18 protein-coding genes are annotated in these 15485 nt (G+C 40.2%); 5 read left to right on the top strand and 13 right to left on the bottom strand.

Translation table 11 applies throughout. The features are described from left to right. Positions 1–25: 25 nt before the first annotated feature. Both ACH9UM_RS02345 and ACH9UM_RS02340 read right to left on the bottom strand, forming a co-directional pair. Positions 26–1705: a recombinase family protein gene (locus ACH9UM_RS02345; protein ID WP_055159326.1), complete on the bottom strand. Its 1680-nt coding sequence runs from the start codon at positions 1703–1705 to the stop codon at positions 26–28. A gap of 138 nt (positions 1706–1843) precedes the next feature. Next, on the bottom strand, positions 1844–2008 hold the full coding sequence (locus ACH9UM_RS02340) for a hypothetical protein (RefSeq protein ID WP_008689701.1): 165 nt from the start codon (positions 2006–2008) through the stop codon (positions 1844–1846). Between the two features lie 200 nt (positions 2009–2208). On the opposite strand from ACH9UM_RS02340, the gene ACH9UM_RS02335 reads away from it, so the two are divergent. Continuing rightward, entirely contained in the window at positions 2209–4530 is a 2322-nt protein-coding gene (locus ACH9UM_RS02335) for an ATP-binding protein (RefSeq protein WP_008689703.1), read from the top strand. Between the two features lie 59 nt (positions 4531–4589). Here the strand turns inward: ACH9UM_RS02335 and ACH9UM_RS02330 are convergent, their stop codons facing one another. The 6 genes from ACH9UM_RS02330 to ACH9UM_RS02305 all read right to left on the bottom strand — a co-directional run bounded on the left by ACH9UM_RS02330 (position 4590) and on the right by ACH9UM_RS02305 (position 10236). Continuing rightward, the gene (locus ACH9UM_RS02330; RefSeq protein WP_008689705.1) at positions 4590–6671 is read right to left on the bottom strand and encodes a heavy metal translocating P-type ATPase; all 2082 of its coding nucleotides are present in this window, start codon (positions 6669–6671) and stop codon (positions 4590–4592) included. Between the two features lie 7 nt (positions 6672–6678). After that, the gene (locus ACH9UM_RS02325) at positions 6679–6981 is read right to left on the bottom strand and encodes a DUF6110 family protein (RefSeq protein ID WP_008689707.1); all 303 of its coding nucleotides are present in this window, start codon (positions 6979–6981) and stop codon (positions 6679–6681) included. A 209-nt stretch (positions 6982–7190) separates the two neighbouring features. Next, the gene (locus ACH9UM_RS02320; RefSeq protein ID WP_008689709.1) at positions 7191–7424 is read right to left on the bottom strand and encodes a transcriptional repressor; all 234 of its coding nucleotides are present in this window, start codon (positions 7422–7424) and stop codon (positions 7191–7193) included. A 31-nt stretch (positions 7425–7455) separates the two neighbouring features. Continuing rightward, a complete protein-coding gene (locus ACH9UM_RS02315) occupies positions 7456–7833 on the bottom strand; it encodes a heavy-metal-associated domain-containing protein (RefSeq protein ID WP_008689711.1) in 378 nt (125 codons plus the stop codon). 82 nt (positions 7834–7915) lie between these two features. Further along, complete coding sequence (locus ACH9UM_RS02310; RefSeq protein ID WP_008689712.1) at positions 7916–9922, bottom strand: ferrous iron transporter B; 2007 nt, start codon at positions 9920–9922, stop codon at positions 7916–7918. A gap of 101 nt (positions 9923–10023) precedes the next feature. Beyond that, on the bottom strand, positions 10024–10236 hold the full coding sequence (locus ACH9UM_RS02305) for a FeoA family protein (RefSeq protein WP_008689714.1): 213 nt from the start codon (positions 10234–10236) through the stop codon (positions 10024–10026). Positions 10237–10473: 237 nt separating this feature from the next. Between ACH9UM_RS02305 and ACH9UM_RS02300 the strand changes: the two genes are divergently transcribed. After that, complete coding sequence (locus ACH9UM_RS02300) at positions 10474–10833, top strand: metal-dependent transcriptional regulator (RefSeq protein ID WP_008689715.1); 360 nt, start codon at positions 10474–10476, stop codon at positions 10831–10833. A 97-nt stretch (positions 10834–10930) separates the two neighbouring features. Here the strand turns inward: ACH9UM_RS02300 and ACH9UM_RS02295 are convergent, their stop codons facing one another. The 5 genes from ACH9UM_RS02295 to ACH9UM_RS02275 form a co-directional block, all read right to left on the bottom strand. After that, positions 10931–11125: a hypothetical protein gene (locus ACH9UM_RS02295; RefSeq protein ID WP_008978798.1), complete on the bottom strand. Its 195-nt coding sequence runs from the start codon at positions 11123–11125 to the stop codon at positions 10931–10933. Continuing rightward, the gene (locus ACH9UM_RS02290; protein ID WP_008689717.1) at positions 11122–11733 is read right to left on the bottom strand and encodes a class I SAM-dependent methyltransferase; all 612 of its coding nucleotides are present in this window, start codon (positions 11731–11733) and stop codon (positions 11122–11124) included. The genes ACH9UM_RS02295 and ACH9UM_RS02290 overlap by 4 nt, the downstream gene beginning before the upstream one ends. A 61-nt stretch (positions 11734–11794) precedes the next feature. Next, positions 11795–12076: a DUF2325 domain-containing protein gene (locus ACH9UM_RS02285; RefSeq protein ID WP_008689718.1), complete on the bottom strand. Its 282-nt coding sequence runs from the start codon at positions 12074–12076 to the stop codon at positions 11795–11797. Positions 12077–12233: 157 nt separating this feature from the next. Next, complete coding sequence (locus tag ACH9UM_RS02280; RefSeq protein WP_008689719.1) at positions 12234–12656, bottom strand: flavodoxin; 423 nt, start codon at positions 12654–12656, stop codon at positions 12234–12236. Between the two features lie 30 nt (positions 12657–12686). Continuing rightward, the gene (locus ACH9UM_RS02275) at positions 12687–13238 is read right to left on the bottom strand and encodes a DUF3793 family protein (RefSeq protein WP_400091827.1); all 552 of its coding nucleotides are present in this window, start codon (positions 13236–13238) and stop codon (positions 12687–12689) included. A 531-nt stretch (positions 13239–13769) separates the two neighbouring features. Between ACH9UM_RS02275 and ACH9UM_RS02270 the strand changes: the two genes are divergently transcribed. From ACH9UM_RS02270 to ACH9UM_RS02260, 3 genes are read left to right on the top strand one after another with little or no spacing between them, the layout of a single operon-like run. Further along, positions 13770–14273 carry a replication initiator protein A gene (locus tag ACH9UM_RS02270; RefSeq protein WP_008689721.1) on the top strand — a complete coding sequence of 168 codons (504 nt, stop codon included), beginning with the start codon at positions 13770–13772 and terminating at the stop codon, positions 14271–14273. Further along, positions 14270–15100, top strand: coding sequence for an ATP-binding protein (locus ACH9UM_RS02265; RefSeq protein WP_008689722.1), 831 nt, complete (start codon positions 14270–14272; stop codon positions 15098–15100). Before ACH9UM_RS02270 ends, ACH9UM_RS02265 begins: the two co-directional genes overlap by 4 nt. 40 nt (positions 15101–15140) lie before the next feature. Continuing rightward, entirely contained in the window at positions 15141–15362 is a 222-nt protein-coding gene (locus ACH9UM_RS02260; RefSeq protein WP_008689723.1) for a hypothetical protein, read from the top strand. The last annotated feature ends 123 nt before the right edge of the window (positions 15363–15485 follow it).

The raw sequence follows: 15485 nt of genomic DNA, 5'->3' as shown, positions 1-15485 counted from the left end.
CCCCAAATCGGCGAAAACCTTTGATTTACCGGGCTTTTCTCGTAAGCAGAGCGACTGTCTCAACTGTTGTTTCGTTGTCCCAACTAAGTTCCTGAATTTCTTCACCGTCAAAAAATACCGGAAACTTAAATTTTATATGCTTCAAAAATCTTCCGTTCGGCTGTTCATCCTCGTAAATATCAACTCTTTCAACAAAACTGTTCATAAATTCTTTTTTCTCCATATCGGTGAATTTATCATACAGTTTGTCAAAGTACAAAAGATATTGATACACTCCATCCTCAGAAATTTTCTGCTGACGGATATACTCTTTTCTGGATACTATATCATCGATCAGACTTTCCAGTCGTTCAATCTCATCATACAAACCATTTAACCGATCCTGCATATCCTGATACTTCCTGTCATACATTTTATCAGAAATATCCAGATTGTCCATCTGTTGTCCTAACCTATTTTTAGCTCCCAATACTTGCCGCAGCTGTTTTTTCAAGTTCTCATGCTCTGTTTCCAATTCTCCGGTATCTATCTTAGAATTGATTTTTGCACGTATAGCGGCTTCAAATTTCGGATTATTCACCAGCTTTTTAATAACTTCTGCTACCGCATCATTTACTTTTTCTTCGTTCCACTGCTTCCGGTAATCACATTTATGACCATTCACATAATACCTATGCTTGCAGGCATAATAAAAATAATCCTTATAAAATGTTCCGTCTTTTTTCTTCTTACGGTTTACATTTCCATACATTCCCTTTCCACAAATTGGACATTTAAGAATTCCGGACAAAATATGTTCATGCTCCAAACTATGGATTTTCTCATGCTTTACTCCATTTATATTTCGTTTCTGTTTTGCCAAGTTCCAATCATCTTCGGAAATAATGGCTTCGTGAATACCATCACTTAATATATAAGAATCCTGCTTTACAATACGGAATTCATTTCTCTTGCCTGGCACTCTTTCAGTTTTCCTTCTTCCAAATGCCAATTTACCACAATAAATAGGATTATCAAGGACACCCTTTATAAAAGAAGTAGCAAACGCATCCAACGTATTATTCTGTCTCTTTTTCTTCTTGTAGCCATGCTCATTCAGATAGGCTGCAATGCCATTTACTCCCATATTGGTATGAATATATTTATCAAAAATAATACGAATGATTTCTGCCTCATCTTCTGCAATTTCCAGTTCTCCATTTAACAGCTTATATCCGTACGGAGCAAATCCGCCGTTCCATTTGCCATCTCTCGCCTTTTGTCTGCGCCCCTCCATTGTCTGTACCAGAATATTTTCACGTTCAATTTCTGCTACCGCAGACAGAACAGAAATCATCAGCTTACCGCTGTCTTTAGAACTGTCTATACCATCTTCAACACAGATCAAATTTACTCCAAAATCCTGCATTCTCTGCAAAGAATTAAGTACATCTGCAGCATTTCTTCCAAAACGGGATAACTTATATACCAAGACAAACTCTACACGATCTTTACCTTCTTCAATATCCCGAAGCATTTGCATAAATTCCTGCCGTCCTTCAATACTTTTTCCTGACTTTCCCTCATCCGAATACTCTCCGACAATCACCATTTCCTGAAAATCTGCATATTTTCTCAATCTTTCTTTTTGTGCTTCCAAGCTGTATCCTTCTACCTGCATAGACGTAGATACCCTTGTGTATATATAACATCTTCGCTTTTTCATTTATATTCTCCATACCAAATTACAGTTTACTTTTTATTTGTCCCAACTATATTTTACCGTAGCTGCACATACTCGTCAATATAGGTAAAATGCACAAATATCACGCAAGAAAAAAGAGAGCCAACATCTATGCTCTCCCTAATCATTTCCCAATGTATTCTGTTGCTGCTCTTGCTGGCAGTTATCTTCTGCTTTGTCCTCCTTCGGTAATCCATTCAGTTCCTGAAGGAGCTCACTGCCATATTTTTCTATCATTCTGGCAAGAAAATCAACACATCGTTCAAATTCAACTGTGTGTGCCATAGCTCCTCCTTCCAAACCGATATTTCTTGTCACCACGCATTTTTCGGCGGTACTCTTTAGCTGATCTGGAATTTGTGCTATAATTTCTATTAGACCAACTCCGTTCAGCCTGATGTCAGTTTAATGGAATTTCATAAGAAACTCATTGAGCATAGATTGAGCGGAAATTGAGTATTTTACAGAACAGGAGGGGATTCTATTTGGAAAGATGTGATTTTGGTTCGATTATGACGATCATTCGCCGTTATATCAGCGAAGATAAAGGAATGAATCAAATAGATTTTACCTATCTGTTATTTGACACGTTTATGTGCAGCGATGAAGCCATAGACTTTGATTTTGACAATGGACAGGTCTGCCGTTGGATGACAGGACAGGCAAAAGTAAGTCCCCGGATCGTAACCTACTTTTTAGATAAAGAACATCAATTAGAATTGGCAGGAAACATTCAGCGACATATTATTCCTCTGATGTATGATTCTGCTATGGCAGCAAAAGAATTATATGAGTTAGTATTACAGGATACATCTATTTCAGAGCCAAAAAAACAGGAACTAATCTGTTCTTATTCTCCCGCTGATATAGACACCATACATATTTTCATAACAAGGGTTCTGTGTTTCGGAATGGAACGGAATTTTGTGAAACGTGACACACGAACCAAGAAATTATTAGCCGCCGGAAATCTTTCTCCTGTCTTAACAGATTTTGTAATGGGAAATGACGTTCCCCGTCCATGCAGGCATTTTTGTGGACGTTCTGAAGAAATCGAAGTGCTGCATTCTCTGTTGGAAAAAGAGCGTAAAGTATTTTTATCTGGAATTGCCGGAATCGGGAAAAGTGAACTGGCAAAGGCTTATGCCCTGCAGTATAAGAAAGAATATACCAATATCCTGTATCTCACCTACAGCGGTGATTTAAAACAGGATATTACAGACATGGATTTTGCGGATGATCTTCCGCAGGATTCTGATGAAGAACGCTTCCGAAAACACAACCGTTTTCTGCGTTCTCTCAAAGAAGATACTTTGATGATTGTAGATAATTTCAACGCCACTTCCATACAGGACAGTTTTCTTTCGGTCATACTCAAATACCGCTGTCAGATATTATTTACTACCAGAAGCCGTCTGGACGGACATTCCTGTATGCTGTTGGAAGAAATTTCCGATAAAACAACGCTTCTGCAACTTGCAGGAAAATTTTTCTCCGACACAGAAGAAAAATCTGATGTCATAGAACAGATCATAGAAGCTGTCCATGCCCATACGCTCGCTGTAGAACTGGCATCACGCTTACTGGAAACCGGAATATTGGAACCAGAAATGCTCTTAAAAAAATTGTTGGAAGAAAATGTCGCTCTTGATGCAACTGATAAAATCAATATTATAAAAGACGGGCAAAGCAGCAAAGAAACCTACTATGGACACATACATACTTTATTCTCTCTATATCAGCTTTCTGAAACTCAACAAGATGTAATGAGATGTCTGTGCCTGATTCCTTTAACCGGTATTCCGGCACGAAGATTTGCTGCATGGCTGAATTTACCGGATTTGAATGCCGTAAATGATTTAATTGAAATGGGATTTATTCAGCCAAAAACCGGAAGAACCATTGTACTGCATCCCATGATACAGGAAATCGCTGTTGCAGATATGCAGCCGTCTGTAAAAACCTGTTTCCCTTTACTGGAAAGTCTGCAAAACATCTGCCTTTTACACGGCAATGATATTTCCTACTACAGACTTGTTTTCCAAACCGTTGAAAACATTATTACAAAAACAACTAAAGATGATATTTCTGGTTATTTATTATTCTTAGAAGATGTTTTCCCATATATGGAAAAATACCACGAAGAAAATGGTATGCAAAGAATCCTGCGTGAACTATCTTCTTTGCTGGAAGACACTTCTATCGGAACCGTGTCTGACCGGGCATTATTACTGGACTATAAAGCTACCCTTGAAAGAAATATTGGAAAAGCCGTAAAGCTGGAAAAAGAAGCGATGTCTTTGCTTTCTCCTGTTACACCTGAAAACGCCCACCTCGTCGCAAATCTATATGGAAATCTGGGTGGACTATATCACCAGCAGGGAAATACCGAACTGGCAAAACAGGCTATGGAGCAGGGAATCAGCTTATTAGAACAATACCAGCTTCTCTATATGAATGACAGTATTGTTCAAATCTGCAACTATGCAGCTCTCCTTACAGATACCGGTGAAGCGTCTCGTGGATTATCCTCCTTACGCAAATGTGCCCGGCTGGTAAAAGAATACAATTCCGATCAGTGTCTGGACTATGCCATTATTCAGGAAGCTATGGGAACTGCCTATCTGGTACAGGCTGATATAGAACAGGCTACCTCCCATCTCAAAAAAGCTATGGCAATCTATGAAATAGTATGGGAATCTGAACCGGAAGCTATCGATAATAAATACCAACAAATACAAGAATTGTATATCAATGCTGGAATACAAATTGGACAACAATTATTGAGCTCTACTAAAAATGTCTGAATAGTCTACAAATCAAACTATTCAGACATTAAAACTTATAACAATATGAATATTTTATATTAATTAGTCGGCAATAAATTTCCCATACTCTTCAAACTGATAGCTAAAGTAGAAGTATTATGTAGTAACGCAGAGGTCGTTGGTTGAATAATTCCTGCCACTCCTAGTGCAATCAGCATTGCATTAATACCGACAATCCCCCTGTAATTCCCCTGAATACGGTGCATCATCGCATTAGACAAACGTTTCAGTACTACGATTTCCCGCAGATCCTCAGCAGCAATCGTAATGTCTGCGATCTCTCGCGCAAGTTCTGCTCCATCACTGATTGCAATTCCCGCATCTGCTGCTGAAAGCGCTGGCGAATCATTGATTCCGTCACCGATCATCACTACTTTTCTTCCTGCCGCTTTCTCTCTTTCAATGAATCCTGCCTTATCTTCCGGAAGTACTTCGGAATAATATTCATCCACTCCCACTCGTTTCGCAATAGATGCTGCAGTACGTTCACTGTCTCCCGTCATCATGACGATCTTGGAAACACCTTCTTCTTTCAAAAATCTTACCATCTCCCCGGCTTCTTCCCTGAGAGGATCTTCAATACAGATTACAGCAACTAATTCTCCGTCAATGGCAAGGAACAAATGAGAGTATTCTTCAGGAAGCGTATCAAATCGTTCCTGATATTCCGGACGTATCCGGCACTTTTCATCCTCAAACACAAAATGACTGCTCCCTATTATGGTCTTCTTTCCTTCTATATAGGAGGAAATACCATGGGCTACAATATACTCCACTTTTGAATGCATTTCTTCATGATACAGACTTCTTCTCTTTGCAGCATCCACGACAGCTTTTGCCATGGAATGTGGAAAGTGTTCTTCCAGACAGGCAGCAATCCGCAGAGCTTCCGGTTCAGGATAATCGCCAAACACAATGACTTCTTTTACAGTTGGTTTCGCCTTTGTCAGCGTACCGGTCTTATCAAATACGATGGTATCTGCCTCTGCCACAGCCTCCAGATACTTCCCACCCTTTACGGTAATTCCATTCTGTCCGGCTTCCCGTATTGCAGAAAGGACAGAAATCGGCATAGCCAGCTTCAATGCGCAGGAAAAATCCACCATAAGAACAGAAAGAGCTTTTGTCATATTGCGTGTGACAGCCCAGACAAGCCCTGTCCCCAGAAGCGTATATGGTACCAGACGGTCCGCCAGATGCTCTGCCTTGCTTTCCAGATTGGATTTCAACTTTTCTGAGTCTTCAATCATAGTCACAATCTTTTCAAACCGGGTAGCACCTGATACGGCCCTGACTATGATTTCCAACTCTCCTTCCTCCAAAACGGTTCCTGCATATACGGACTGACCCTCAGTTCTTCGTACCGGAAGAGATTCTCCGGTCAAAGATGCCTGGTTCACCATTCCTTCTCCGCAAGACACCTCTCCATCAAATGGGATTACATTGCCCATGTGTACGATCACTCTGTCACCCGGCAAAATATCGGATGCCGGAACAAGAATTTCCTGCTCCTCTCTTTTCAGCCATACTTTCTTTATGTTTAAAGACATGCTGCGTGCCAGATCTCCTACAGACTTTTTATGTGTCCATTCCTCCAGCAATTCTCCAATTCCCAGCAGAAACATGACAGAACCGGCAGTATTAAAGTCTCCTCGCAGCACGGACACGCCAATCGCTGTAGCATCTAATACCGGCACCTCTATCTTCCGTCTGGCCAGACATCGAATCCCTTTTCCGATATATTGGACCACTTTAAAAGTAAGCCATATTTTTCTCACCGAATTTGGCAAGAGCAATTTCCCTCCATAATGGAGCAATGTTTTTGCTATCAGCTTTTCCCTGTATGCGGAATTTAAAGCACGCCCTGAACTTGATAATACATTATCCGGAACATCTGCTTTCTCAAAATGAAACTTTTTTAATTTATGGATCAGTTCTTCTCTGTCCCCTGTATAATAGATCACAGCATCTGCGGTGCGCTCATATACTTTGACCTTTATAACACTTTTCTGTTTTTCAAGAGCCCAGCAAAGAACATCCGCCTCCGTACATGTCATTCGGTTTCGGATAACGTGGATACGGAGACGGCCCTGTACTTCATGCTTGATAAGAAATCTCATCTTTTACCTATTCGTTTTCTTCCTGTTCAGACGCACCATCCTCCTGAACATCATCTTCCTGCACCTGCATTGCCTCTTCCTGTGCACGCTTTTCATTGATCTGTTGTGCTTCTGCAAGGATATCCTCTGCGTTCTCCTGCACTGTTGTAGCAGTCTTCATAACACAGTCTTTTGCCCGCAGTACAGCCGCAGTGCAGTTTGTATATACTTTTTTTGCGTCCTTACTGGAAAGGAGCTTTACACCCGCAGTCCCAAATACGACTCCTCCTACAAAACATCCGATTTTTTTCAAAGTAGAATCACTAAACATCCTATGTACCTCCTGATTATTTGTGTTTATAGCCTGTATAGAATACCATCAAAAAGCAAAAGACGGACGCCCACGCCCAAAACCTATGTTGTTTCACAACCACATCACTTCCTTTTCTATAAGACTCTGTTTATTTTTTCATAGTAACAACTTTCATTTAAGATAGTCAATTCTAACAGTCCTTATTGATAAATTTTGTCATTTGCAGGCTACTTATATACGATTTCTCTGCTAAGCACCCCGATATTCTCCAATTCCTTTACCAGACGGTAAACGGTTGCCATCCCAATGCTCTGGTCAAGTTTCACCACCCGGGCATAAATTTCCTTGCAGCTGGAACACCTGTCTTCCAGGATAATATCTAAAATCATTTTACGCTGCTTTGTAATTCTGCAGCCATTTTCTTTCAGTTTTATAATAATACTTTCTTTTTCACCGTTCATACCCGCTTTCTCCCATATGAAATACCACGGTCTAGCTTTGAATAGACTCAACTAAAAACCCTGCTTTTTCTACTGCGCAGATCAGGATATCTTCCCCTATTTCACGATCAAGGGATATCTCAGCACAACTTTTATTAAGATCTACTCTGGCGGAGACTCCATCAATCCGATTCAAGCTATCTGTCACACTTTGTACACAATGTTCACAATGCATTCCTGTAATAAACATGGTTTTCTTTGCGATGACCGGACCCGTCAATTTCTTTTTTTTCTTTTTATTTTTGCTGCTGCAATTTCCTCCCGCTGGACATCCAACACATTTCACTCCGCTTCTTTTTGCCTTAATAAGATATGCAGCTGCACTCCCTACTAAGATTACAATAACAAGAACTGCTATCATATTTTCCATAGAGCATTTCACATCCTTTTCTAATAAAAATGGTGGACAAAGTACTTCTTCTCTGTCCACCGTCTGCTATAACTTTTATCCTTTATGATTTTACAGAATGCAGGCTGTATTCTGAAGCAAACTCTTTATCTGACTTACGGATTCTCCAGAGAATAATCAAAGCAAATACAATAACCGCGATAAGTCCCGGAATAAATGCGGTGCCAAAAGATCCTGTTGTGATCAATGTACCAATCTGATATACACCAAAAGCTACGGTATACCCCGTTGCAAGTTGGAGACAGATTCCTCCAAGCAGCCATTTTCCACTCTTCATTTCTGAATTCATCGCTCCAAGAGCTGCAAAACAAGGTGGTGTGTAAAGGTTAAACATCAAATAAGCAAGAGCTGCTACCTTTGTCAGTCCCATAACAGTTGCTACTTCATTCCCACTTCCAACCAACGCCAGTTCATCTGTATCTATTAAGTTTGTGATACCGTAAACTACTGCAAGCGTCCCAACTACGTTTTCTTTTGCGATAAAACCTGTCACTGCCGCTGCTGCAAGCTGCCACACTCCAAATCCAAGCGGTATGAACAAAATCGCAAACGGATGGGCAATGGATGCCAAAATAGATGTCCCTTCTGCACCTTCTTCTACAAGCTGGAACTGCCAGTTAAAGCTCTGCATGATCTGTACCACCGTATTGCATACCAGAATGATCGTTCCTGCTTTTACGATATATGCTTTTCCTCGCTCCAGCATAGAGCCGCATGCCCTTTTCAAGCTTGGAAACTTATATTCCGGAAGTTCAATAATAAAGAAAGATTTTCTGTATTTTTGTCCTGTAATCTTTTTCACAAGTAAAGCTCCAAGCAAAACTAAGAGAATACCCACCAGATACATAGTTGCTGAAACCCACCATGCGTCCGCAAAGAATGCACCTGCAAAAAGAGCAATCACTGGGATTTTAGCTCCACATGGCATAAATGGTGTAAGCATCGCTGTGGTACGACGTTCTCTTTCGTTACGGATTGTACGGCAAGCCATAACGCCCGGAATCGCACATCCTGTACCAATGACCATAGGAATGACAGATTTACCGGAAAGCCCTACTCTCTTAAAAATCGGATCCAGAACTACTGTAGCTCTTGCCATGTATCCACAATCTTCCAATAATGCAATTAAGAAGTACATGACCATAACAAGCGGAAGGAAACCGACAACTGCACCAACGCCACCGATGATACCATCTACAAGGAGTGCATACAGAAGCGGGTTTGCATTTTCCATCAGTCCGCCGACCCATCCCTGGAAAGTCTCGATCCATGCCACCAGCCAGTCTGCGATCCAGGTACCGAGCGTTGTCTGGGATATGTAGAACACAAGGAAGATAACTGCTGCGAAAATCGGTATACCGATAATCTTATGTGTGATGATACCGTCAATCTTATCCTGTACGTTTCTATCCTTTGTAAAAACTTTTCTCTTCTCTACCTGCTTTACAATTCCATTCACAAACTCAAAACGCTTTCTGTCGGCCGCTTCTACTGCCGTTTTATCTTTGAAATCAATATCCCCCTGCACATAAGGTGCTTTCTGACCTTTTCCTCTTAATGCAGCCGCAGCATTTACAGTCTCTTTGAGTCCTTCATGTCCGGAAGAAGTGGAAATCGTCTTGATTACCGGACAGCCCAGCTTTTCAGACAGAATCTTCTCGTCAATTTTTGTCTGTTTCTTATTAACGATATCGCTCTTATTCAGTGCGACAACTACTGGAATCCCAAGTTCCAGAAGCTGTGTGGTAAAAAACAGGCTTCTGCTCAGATTCGTAGCATCCACGATATTGATGATCACATCCGGATTCTCATTCTTGACGTATCCGCTGGTAATGCTTTCTTCCGATGTAAAAGGAGACATAGAATAAGCGCCCGGCAAATCTACCGCAACTAACTCCTCCGTCCCGTCATAATAACCTTTCTTGATCGGACTTTCTTTTCTTTCGACCGTAACGCCTGCCCAGTTCCCGACACGTTCATTCCTGCCGGTAAGTGCATTGTACATGGTCGTCTTTCCACTGTTGGGATTTCCTGCAAAAGCAATCCTCATAATTCTCCTCCTTTTCGACGTCTTTAATTATACGCATCTTATCTTTATTAGTATGCACTAACCTTTGTGCAAAAAAAATAGTGGAAACTACTATTTTTTTATTATATTGAAATGGCTTTCGCCAGATCAGTATCAATATTATAACGCCCATCCTTAATGGAAACTACACAGCCACCCTTCAGATGAGAAACCACTGTAATTGGTTCACCACTGTAACAGCCAAGAGAAAACAGAAAAGAGGTCAGTTCTTCATCATCTGTCAAAATTTCCTTAATGATATATTCTTCCCCTTCTTTGGCTTCTGTTAAATTCATATCCACTCGCTCCTTATAGTCATTTTTACAATTATACTTAAAATTTACTCACAGCTATTCGATGTTTTTTCTCATTTGACGTTGTTAGTATATTCTAATCCCGGTGAGTTGTCAATAATTATTTAATACTTTTTTATTTTTCTTTTATAAATATATCTGGCTGAATACCATGAATCATGATACAATAACTATACAATTTTTATAAAAGAATCCGAATGATATAGGAGGTGACAAGCTATGCACATAAATTCGTCTGGTGAAAACTATCTGGAAACTATTTTAATATTAAGCAAAAAACGTCCTGTTGTTCGTTCTGTGGACATCGCTACAGAATTAGACTTTAAAAAACCCAGCGTAAGTGTGGCTATGAAGAAACTGCGTACAAGCGGACATATAACGGTATCTCCGGAAGGATATATTAATTTAACTGAATCTGGAAAAGAAATAGCTACACAGATTTATGAACGCCATGTTCTTCTTTCTTCCTGGCTAGAACGTCTTGGTGTTGATCCGGATATTGCCGCACAAGATGCATGCAGGATAGAACATGTCATTAGTTCTGAAAGTTTTGAAGCCCTCAAAAAGCATATCAAATAACTCTCTTCTCACTATAAATTGAATGGCATTTTAAAACCGGGAATTTCATACTTTCCCGGTTTCTAAAATCTTTTCATTTTCCATATTTAGTATTGCATTATTGATTTTTATCGTGCTTCTTATATCGAATATGCCCAACAATACCTGCAGCAAAGAAGAGTATTGCGGCTAAAAGTTGCATGCTTACCACAAAATCAACCCCATCTTTTCTGAAACTGTCAAAAAAGTTAGTCAGCCATATTACTGCGCCTACAAACCACAATAAATACCATCGTTTTCTTTTGCTTTTCATAACTTTTTTACCACCACACAAATCCAACCTTTTTTTGTTTTATCTACTTTTACTCCTCTAAAACCGGCATCCTCCAAAGATTTTTCTATTTGCTCAGAATTGTAAATCTTCATCCCCTGTATTATCTTCGTCCACTTTTCATCCTTTGGATTTTCACCGTTTGATTCATTGCAGATCATAAACGTTCCGCCGATTTTCAAAATTTTATATACCTTCTTAAAAGCCTCACTAATATCCGGCCAGAAATATATTGTTTCAAATGCAGTAATTACATCGAAAGTTTCACCTCTGAAAGGGAGTTTCATGACATCCCCCTGCAGGATTTCACAACGCTTACTTTCTATCCCTGCTTTATTGATTTTTTTGCTTTTTTCTACACTGATTTCTGAATGATCAATGCCAACCACTCTGCCATACGGACTTTTTTCTAATAACTTTCTGACATTTGCCCCACCGCCACATCCAATATCCAGACATACATTATCGCTTTGAATTTCCATATGTGTAAATCCCCATTCAGCCATAGATGAATGACCAGTATTCATCATATGAACCATAATTTTGCCGCCGATTCCTTTTGGCTTACAAGTATTTTGAAAAAAAGACATAACCTATACCTCTATCAACTCACCAAAACAATATCTATTCTTAATATATAAAAAAATTTCGCTACATACAGATACTTCCAAGAATCTCCTGTAACGCATTTTTGCTACTTGAATGGCATCTCACTACATCCGCATTGCAGCGTTCCGCCTCCTCCACTGCACACCTGGCCATCTTATGGGAAACCGTATTCGTGAACAGTACAATCAAATCTGGATTCCCAATCTGTTTACTTAAAGTTGCAGACATCTGTGTAAAGACTTTCGCTTTACAATTAAAACTTTTACAAACTTTTTTGTACTGACAGACCATTCTATCATGCCCGCCTATAATAACAACACTCATACCCAACCTCCCATTTTTAATATATTCATAAAACGCTCCGATAGCAGATATCTACAAAATCATCCGTTCTTGATCATCGGTTGCGTTCTAAATCGTATTATGGGAACGCTGCTATTAACTGATTAAAATCTTTTCTCGCAGCATTCCCCAATATTTATTAATCCAGATTTTCACCCAACGCTTTGCAGGATTGAATCCCCTCATCATCGGGCATTTCATTGCAGATCACGCTTTCACAAATCAAGACAGCTCCCGCCTCTTTGCATCTTGTCTCCCAGTCTCTCATCCACTCTCCATCTCCCCAGCCATAAGAGCCAAACAGTGCAATTCTTTTTCCTGAAAGTTTTGATTCACAAGAAGCAAACATCGGTTCAAATTCCTCTTCTTCCAATACTTCTGCTCCCATTGCCGGGCATCCAAAAGCGATCGCATCATAAGAATCCATCATAGAAACATCAAATTCATCCGGAGTTAATAATACAACCTCTGCCCCCTTCTCCTTCGCGCCCTCCAGTACTGCCTTTGCCATGGCTTCTGTATTTCCTGTGCCACTCCAATAAACTACTGCAATTTTACTCATGATTTTTACCTTCCTTTCTGAAGTTTGTGATTATATAGTAATCGTAAGCTGTTCAACAGCCACGCCACTTTTCCATCTCCTGCAATAAATTTCTGTGCATTTTTTATATTTTTTAAACAGAATCCTCGCGGCCTGTTCATCCCCGTACACCTTCCAACACCCAGAACATTTGCTGCAGGCCGCCTTATTCTCAATAAATCCTTTTACATCCTCTGCCGGATACCCTAAGAATAAACCTATTTCATGCGGAAAGTCTGGGGCACTCTGCAGTTTTTGAATCAGTCTGCAGATGCACTGTGATAGATTCGTACAATCATATCCCTTACATTTCAATATGATCTGAGTTTTCTCATCAGAAAAATCTTCTTTTAACTTTTCTGGACGATAGACATAAACCAGCATCCGTTTGTCTGATATGCGAACCGGGATAATCCGGATCCCTTTCTGTGTCAGTTTTTGATTAAATTCACGTATTTCTTTTATAATCATCTTTTGTGAACTATAAGGGCATGAAAAAAGACTTCCCGTTTTCAGTCCTGCTAACGTAGGTGAACAATGGCATACTAACATTTCCTCTGACATTTTCTTTCACTTCTCCTTAAACATCTTTTCTGAAAATGAATCTACTCTACCCAGTAAGTTTTCTTTATCAATAGTTAGTTTTAACTAATTCATGTGAAAAAAATATGCACACCTTGCTTTCATTAAAAACATCAGATGTACGTTTCTATAATTTTATAAACCTATCCCATTATCTAAACATAAGCCGTTTTTTAATTAGCTTTAACTAACTTTAGTTTACTTTATTTTTTCACTGTTGTCAATCCATAAATAGATGTGATTAATAAATAATATTTACTAACCTGATTATACACCCGTTTTTTCGTTGTAACTATTCCTGTTTATATTTGAAAGTTCATTGTAACTCAATTCTCACTCAATCCCGGCTCAATGCCATTCCCCCTTCTTTTCAATAAACTAATCCTGTGCGAAACATCCGCACAAAAGATTATCGGAAAGGAGGATTTTTATGAAAACACAAAGAGGAAGTCCTGTTACAGATGAAAAATACTGCAATAGATAAGTGTTCGTCATCTGAGGGGAGGTGAGTGCATGACAACCTTTCTTACTGCAAACAGTACTCTACCGCCATATATGGCATTTCCCAGTTTTCTTCTGGACTGTGATTTCTCCGAAACCACAAAACTGCTCTATATGGTGCTTTTAAACCGGGCAAGATTATCACAAAAAAATGACGGCTGGATTGATAAAAAAGGTCATGTGTTCTCCTATTTCACCATTGAAGATATGGCAGCAACACTTCGCAAAAGCCAGACAACCATCAAAACATCTCTGAGTGCTTTGGAACAAGTAGACCTTATCTGTCGTGCTCGTCAGGGAACCGGGAATCCCAACCGGATTTATGTAAAAGTCCCGGCTGATTTTTCAACACAGACAGAAGAAAAACTGTCTGTTAGACAGTCAGAAAACCGTCCCTTTGACAGACAGAATTCTGTCCGCCAGACAGTCAGAAAACTGTCCCCTAATAATAAAGAGAAGAAAAATAATGATTCAGTAAAACGCCATTATGAATGTAAGGAGGATGAAAGCCTATGATAAAACCACAAAACCTACTGCCGAACCTTTCTCCCCGGCAGCCTTTAGAAGATGAATATATCAGCGAAACGGACGGTCTGATCTACTGTTCCAAGTGCCACACCCCACGGCAGAAAAAGATAGAATTTTTAGGAAAAATCATGTTTCCGATCATCCGCTGCCAATGCCAGCAGGAACAATATGAAAAAGAAGAAGCAAAACGAAAACACCAGGAATTTCTAGAACACATCTCCCGGCTGAAATCCAGCGGTCTGCAAGACCCGGCTTTAAGAGAATTCACTTTTGCTCACGATAACGGTATCAACCCGGAAATTGAAAAGGCAAAAAATTATGTTACTCACTGGGAGGAAATAAAATCCAAGGCCATGGGGCTGCTGCTCTGGGGTGATGTCGGCACTGGGAAATCCTTTTTTGCAGGCTGTGTTGCAAACGCTCTGCTAGATAAAGGGGTTCCCGTACTCATGACGAACTTCGCCAAAATCTTAAATTCTCTGACCGGAATATATCCGCAGGATCGGAATGAATTTATCAATAGTTTAAATCAGTACAGCCTGCTGATCATTGATGATTTGGGTGTGGAACGAAATTCCGAATTTGCTTTAGAACAGGTCTTCCATGTAATCGACAGCCGTTACCGCAGTATGAAACCTATGATCATTACAACAAATCTGACGTTGGAAGAATTAAAACATCCGGAAGATTTAGCACACAGCAGGATCTATGACCGGATTCTGGAGCGTTGTGTCCCACTAAAGATCAACAACCAGAATATCCGGGAACTGAACGCTGTAGCTAATATGTCAGAAGCCCGAAAACTACTTGCTTAAAAATCTGACCGGAAACGGTCATAGAAGAAAGGAGGCCAATATGACAGATAAAAAAACACAAACAGAAATCAGAAAAGAATTATTACAGGCAAGACACAGAGCAGAGGAAGCACAGGCACGGAACCGTGTGAAAGAGCGAAATGCCCGGACACGCAGGCTGATTCAGGAGGGTGCCGTTTTGGAGAGCATCTTCCCGGAATTCCAGACAATGGAGCCGTCGCAGATCAGACAGGAATTGTTAAACCGTTTCAAAAGAATCTGACACTAGTTGACACCAGCAATTTCTCATCCCGAAGGGCGCACTTACTCACCACCTGATAAATCAGGCAGTGGTATCCCCTTCGGGGCTCGTGCGCTCTGCCGAGGGCTTTATCCGCTGTTGCAG

Origin of the sequence: Mediterraneibacter torques, from assembly GCF_044591705.1 — a bacterium.
Taxonomy (GTDB): Bacteria; Bacillota; Clostridia; order Lachnospirales; family Lachnospiraceae; genus Mediterraneibacter; species Mediterraneibacter torques.
The sequence above is the reverse complement of the archived record's forward strand: the minus strand, read 5'-3'. Positions and strand labels throughout refer to the sequence as shown.

Coding starts and splice junctions, on each gene's coding strand:
- ACH9UM_RS02290 (WP_008689717.1), bottom strand. CDS start 11,733: ATGTCTTTTTTTCAAAATACTTGTAAGCCAAAAGGAATCGGCGGCAAA.
- ACH9UM_RS02315 (WP_008689711.1), bottom strand. CDS start 7,833: ATGGAAAATATGATAGCAGTTCTTGTTATTGTAATCTTAGTAGGGAGT.
- ACH9UM_RS02270 (WP_008689721.1), top strand. CDS start 13,770: ATGACAACCTTTCTTACTGCAAACAGTACTCTACCGCCATATATGGCA.
- ACH9UM_RS02280 (WP_008689719.1), bottom strand. CDS start 12,656: ATGAGTAAAATTGCAGTAGTTTATTGGAGTGGCACAGGAAATACAGAA.
- ACH9UM_RS02345 (WP_055159326.1), bottom strand. CDS start 1,705: ATGAAAAAGCGAAGATGTTATATATACACAAGGGTATCTACGTCTATG.
- ACH9UM_RS02260 (WP_008689723.1), top strand. CDS start 15,141: ATGACAGATAAAAAAACACAAACAGAAATCAGAAAAGAATTATTACAG.
- ACH9UM_RS02265 (WP_008689722.1), top strand. CDS start 14,270: ATGATAAAACCACAAAACCTACTGCCGAACCTTTCTCCCCGGCAGCCT.
- ACH9UM_RS02275 (WP_400091827.1), bottom strand. CDS start 13,238: ATGTCAGAGGAAATGTTAGTATGCCATTGTTCACCTACGTTAGCAGGA.
- ACH9UM_RS02325 (WP_008689707.1), bottom strand. CDS start 6,981: ATGTTTAGTGATTCTACTTTGAAAAAAATCGGATGTTTTGTAGGAGGA.
- ACH9UM_RS02330 (WP_008689705.1), bottom strand. CDS start 6,671: ATGAGATTTCTTATCAAGCATGAAGTACAGGGCCGTCTCCGTATCCAC.
- ACH9UM_RS02305 (WP_008689714.1), bottom strand. CDS start 10,236: ATGAATTTAACAGAAGCCAAAGAAGGGGAAGAATATATCATTAAGGAA.
- ACH9UM_RS02310 (WP_008689712.1), bottom strand. CDS start 9,922: ATGAGGATTGCTTTTGCAGGAAATCCCAACAGTGGAAAGACGACCATG.
- ACH9UM_RS02300 (WP_008689715.1), top strand. CDS start 10,474: ATGCACATAAATTCGTCTGGTGAAAACTATCTGGAAACTATTTTAATA.
- ACH9UM_RS02340 (WP_008689701.1), bottom strand. CDS start 2,008: ATGGCACACACAGTTGAATTTGAACGATGTGTTGATTTTCTTGCCAGA.
- ACH9UM_RS02285 (WP_008689718.1), bottom strand. CDS start 12,076: ATGAGTGTTGTTATTATAGGCGGGCATGATAGAATGGTCTGTCAGTAC.
- ACH9UM_RS02295 (WP_008978798.1), bottom strand. CDS start 11,125: ATGAAAAGCAAAAGAAAACGATGGTATTTATTGTGGTTTGTAGGCGCA.
- ACH9UM_RS02320 (WP_008689709.1), bottom strand. CDS start 7,424: ATGAACGGTGAAAAAGAAAGTATTATTATAAAACTGAAAGAAAATGGC.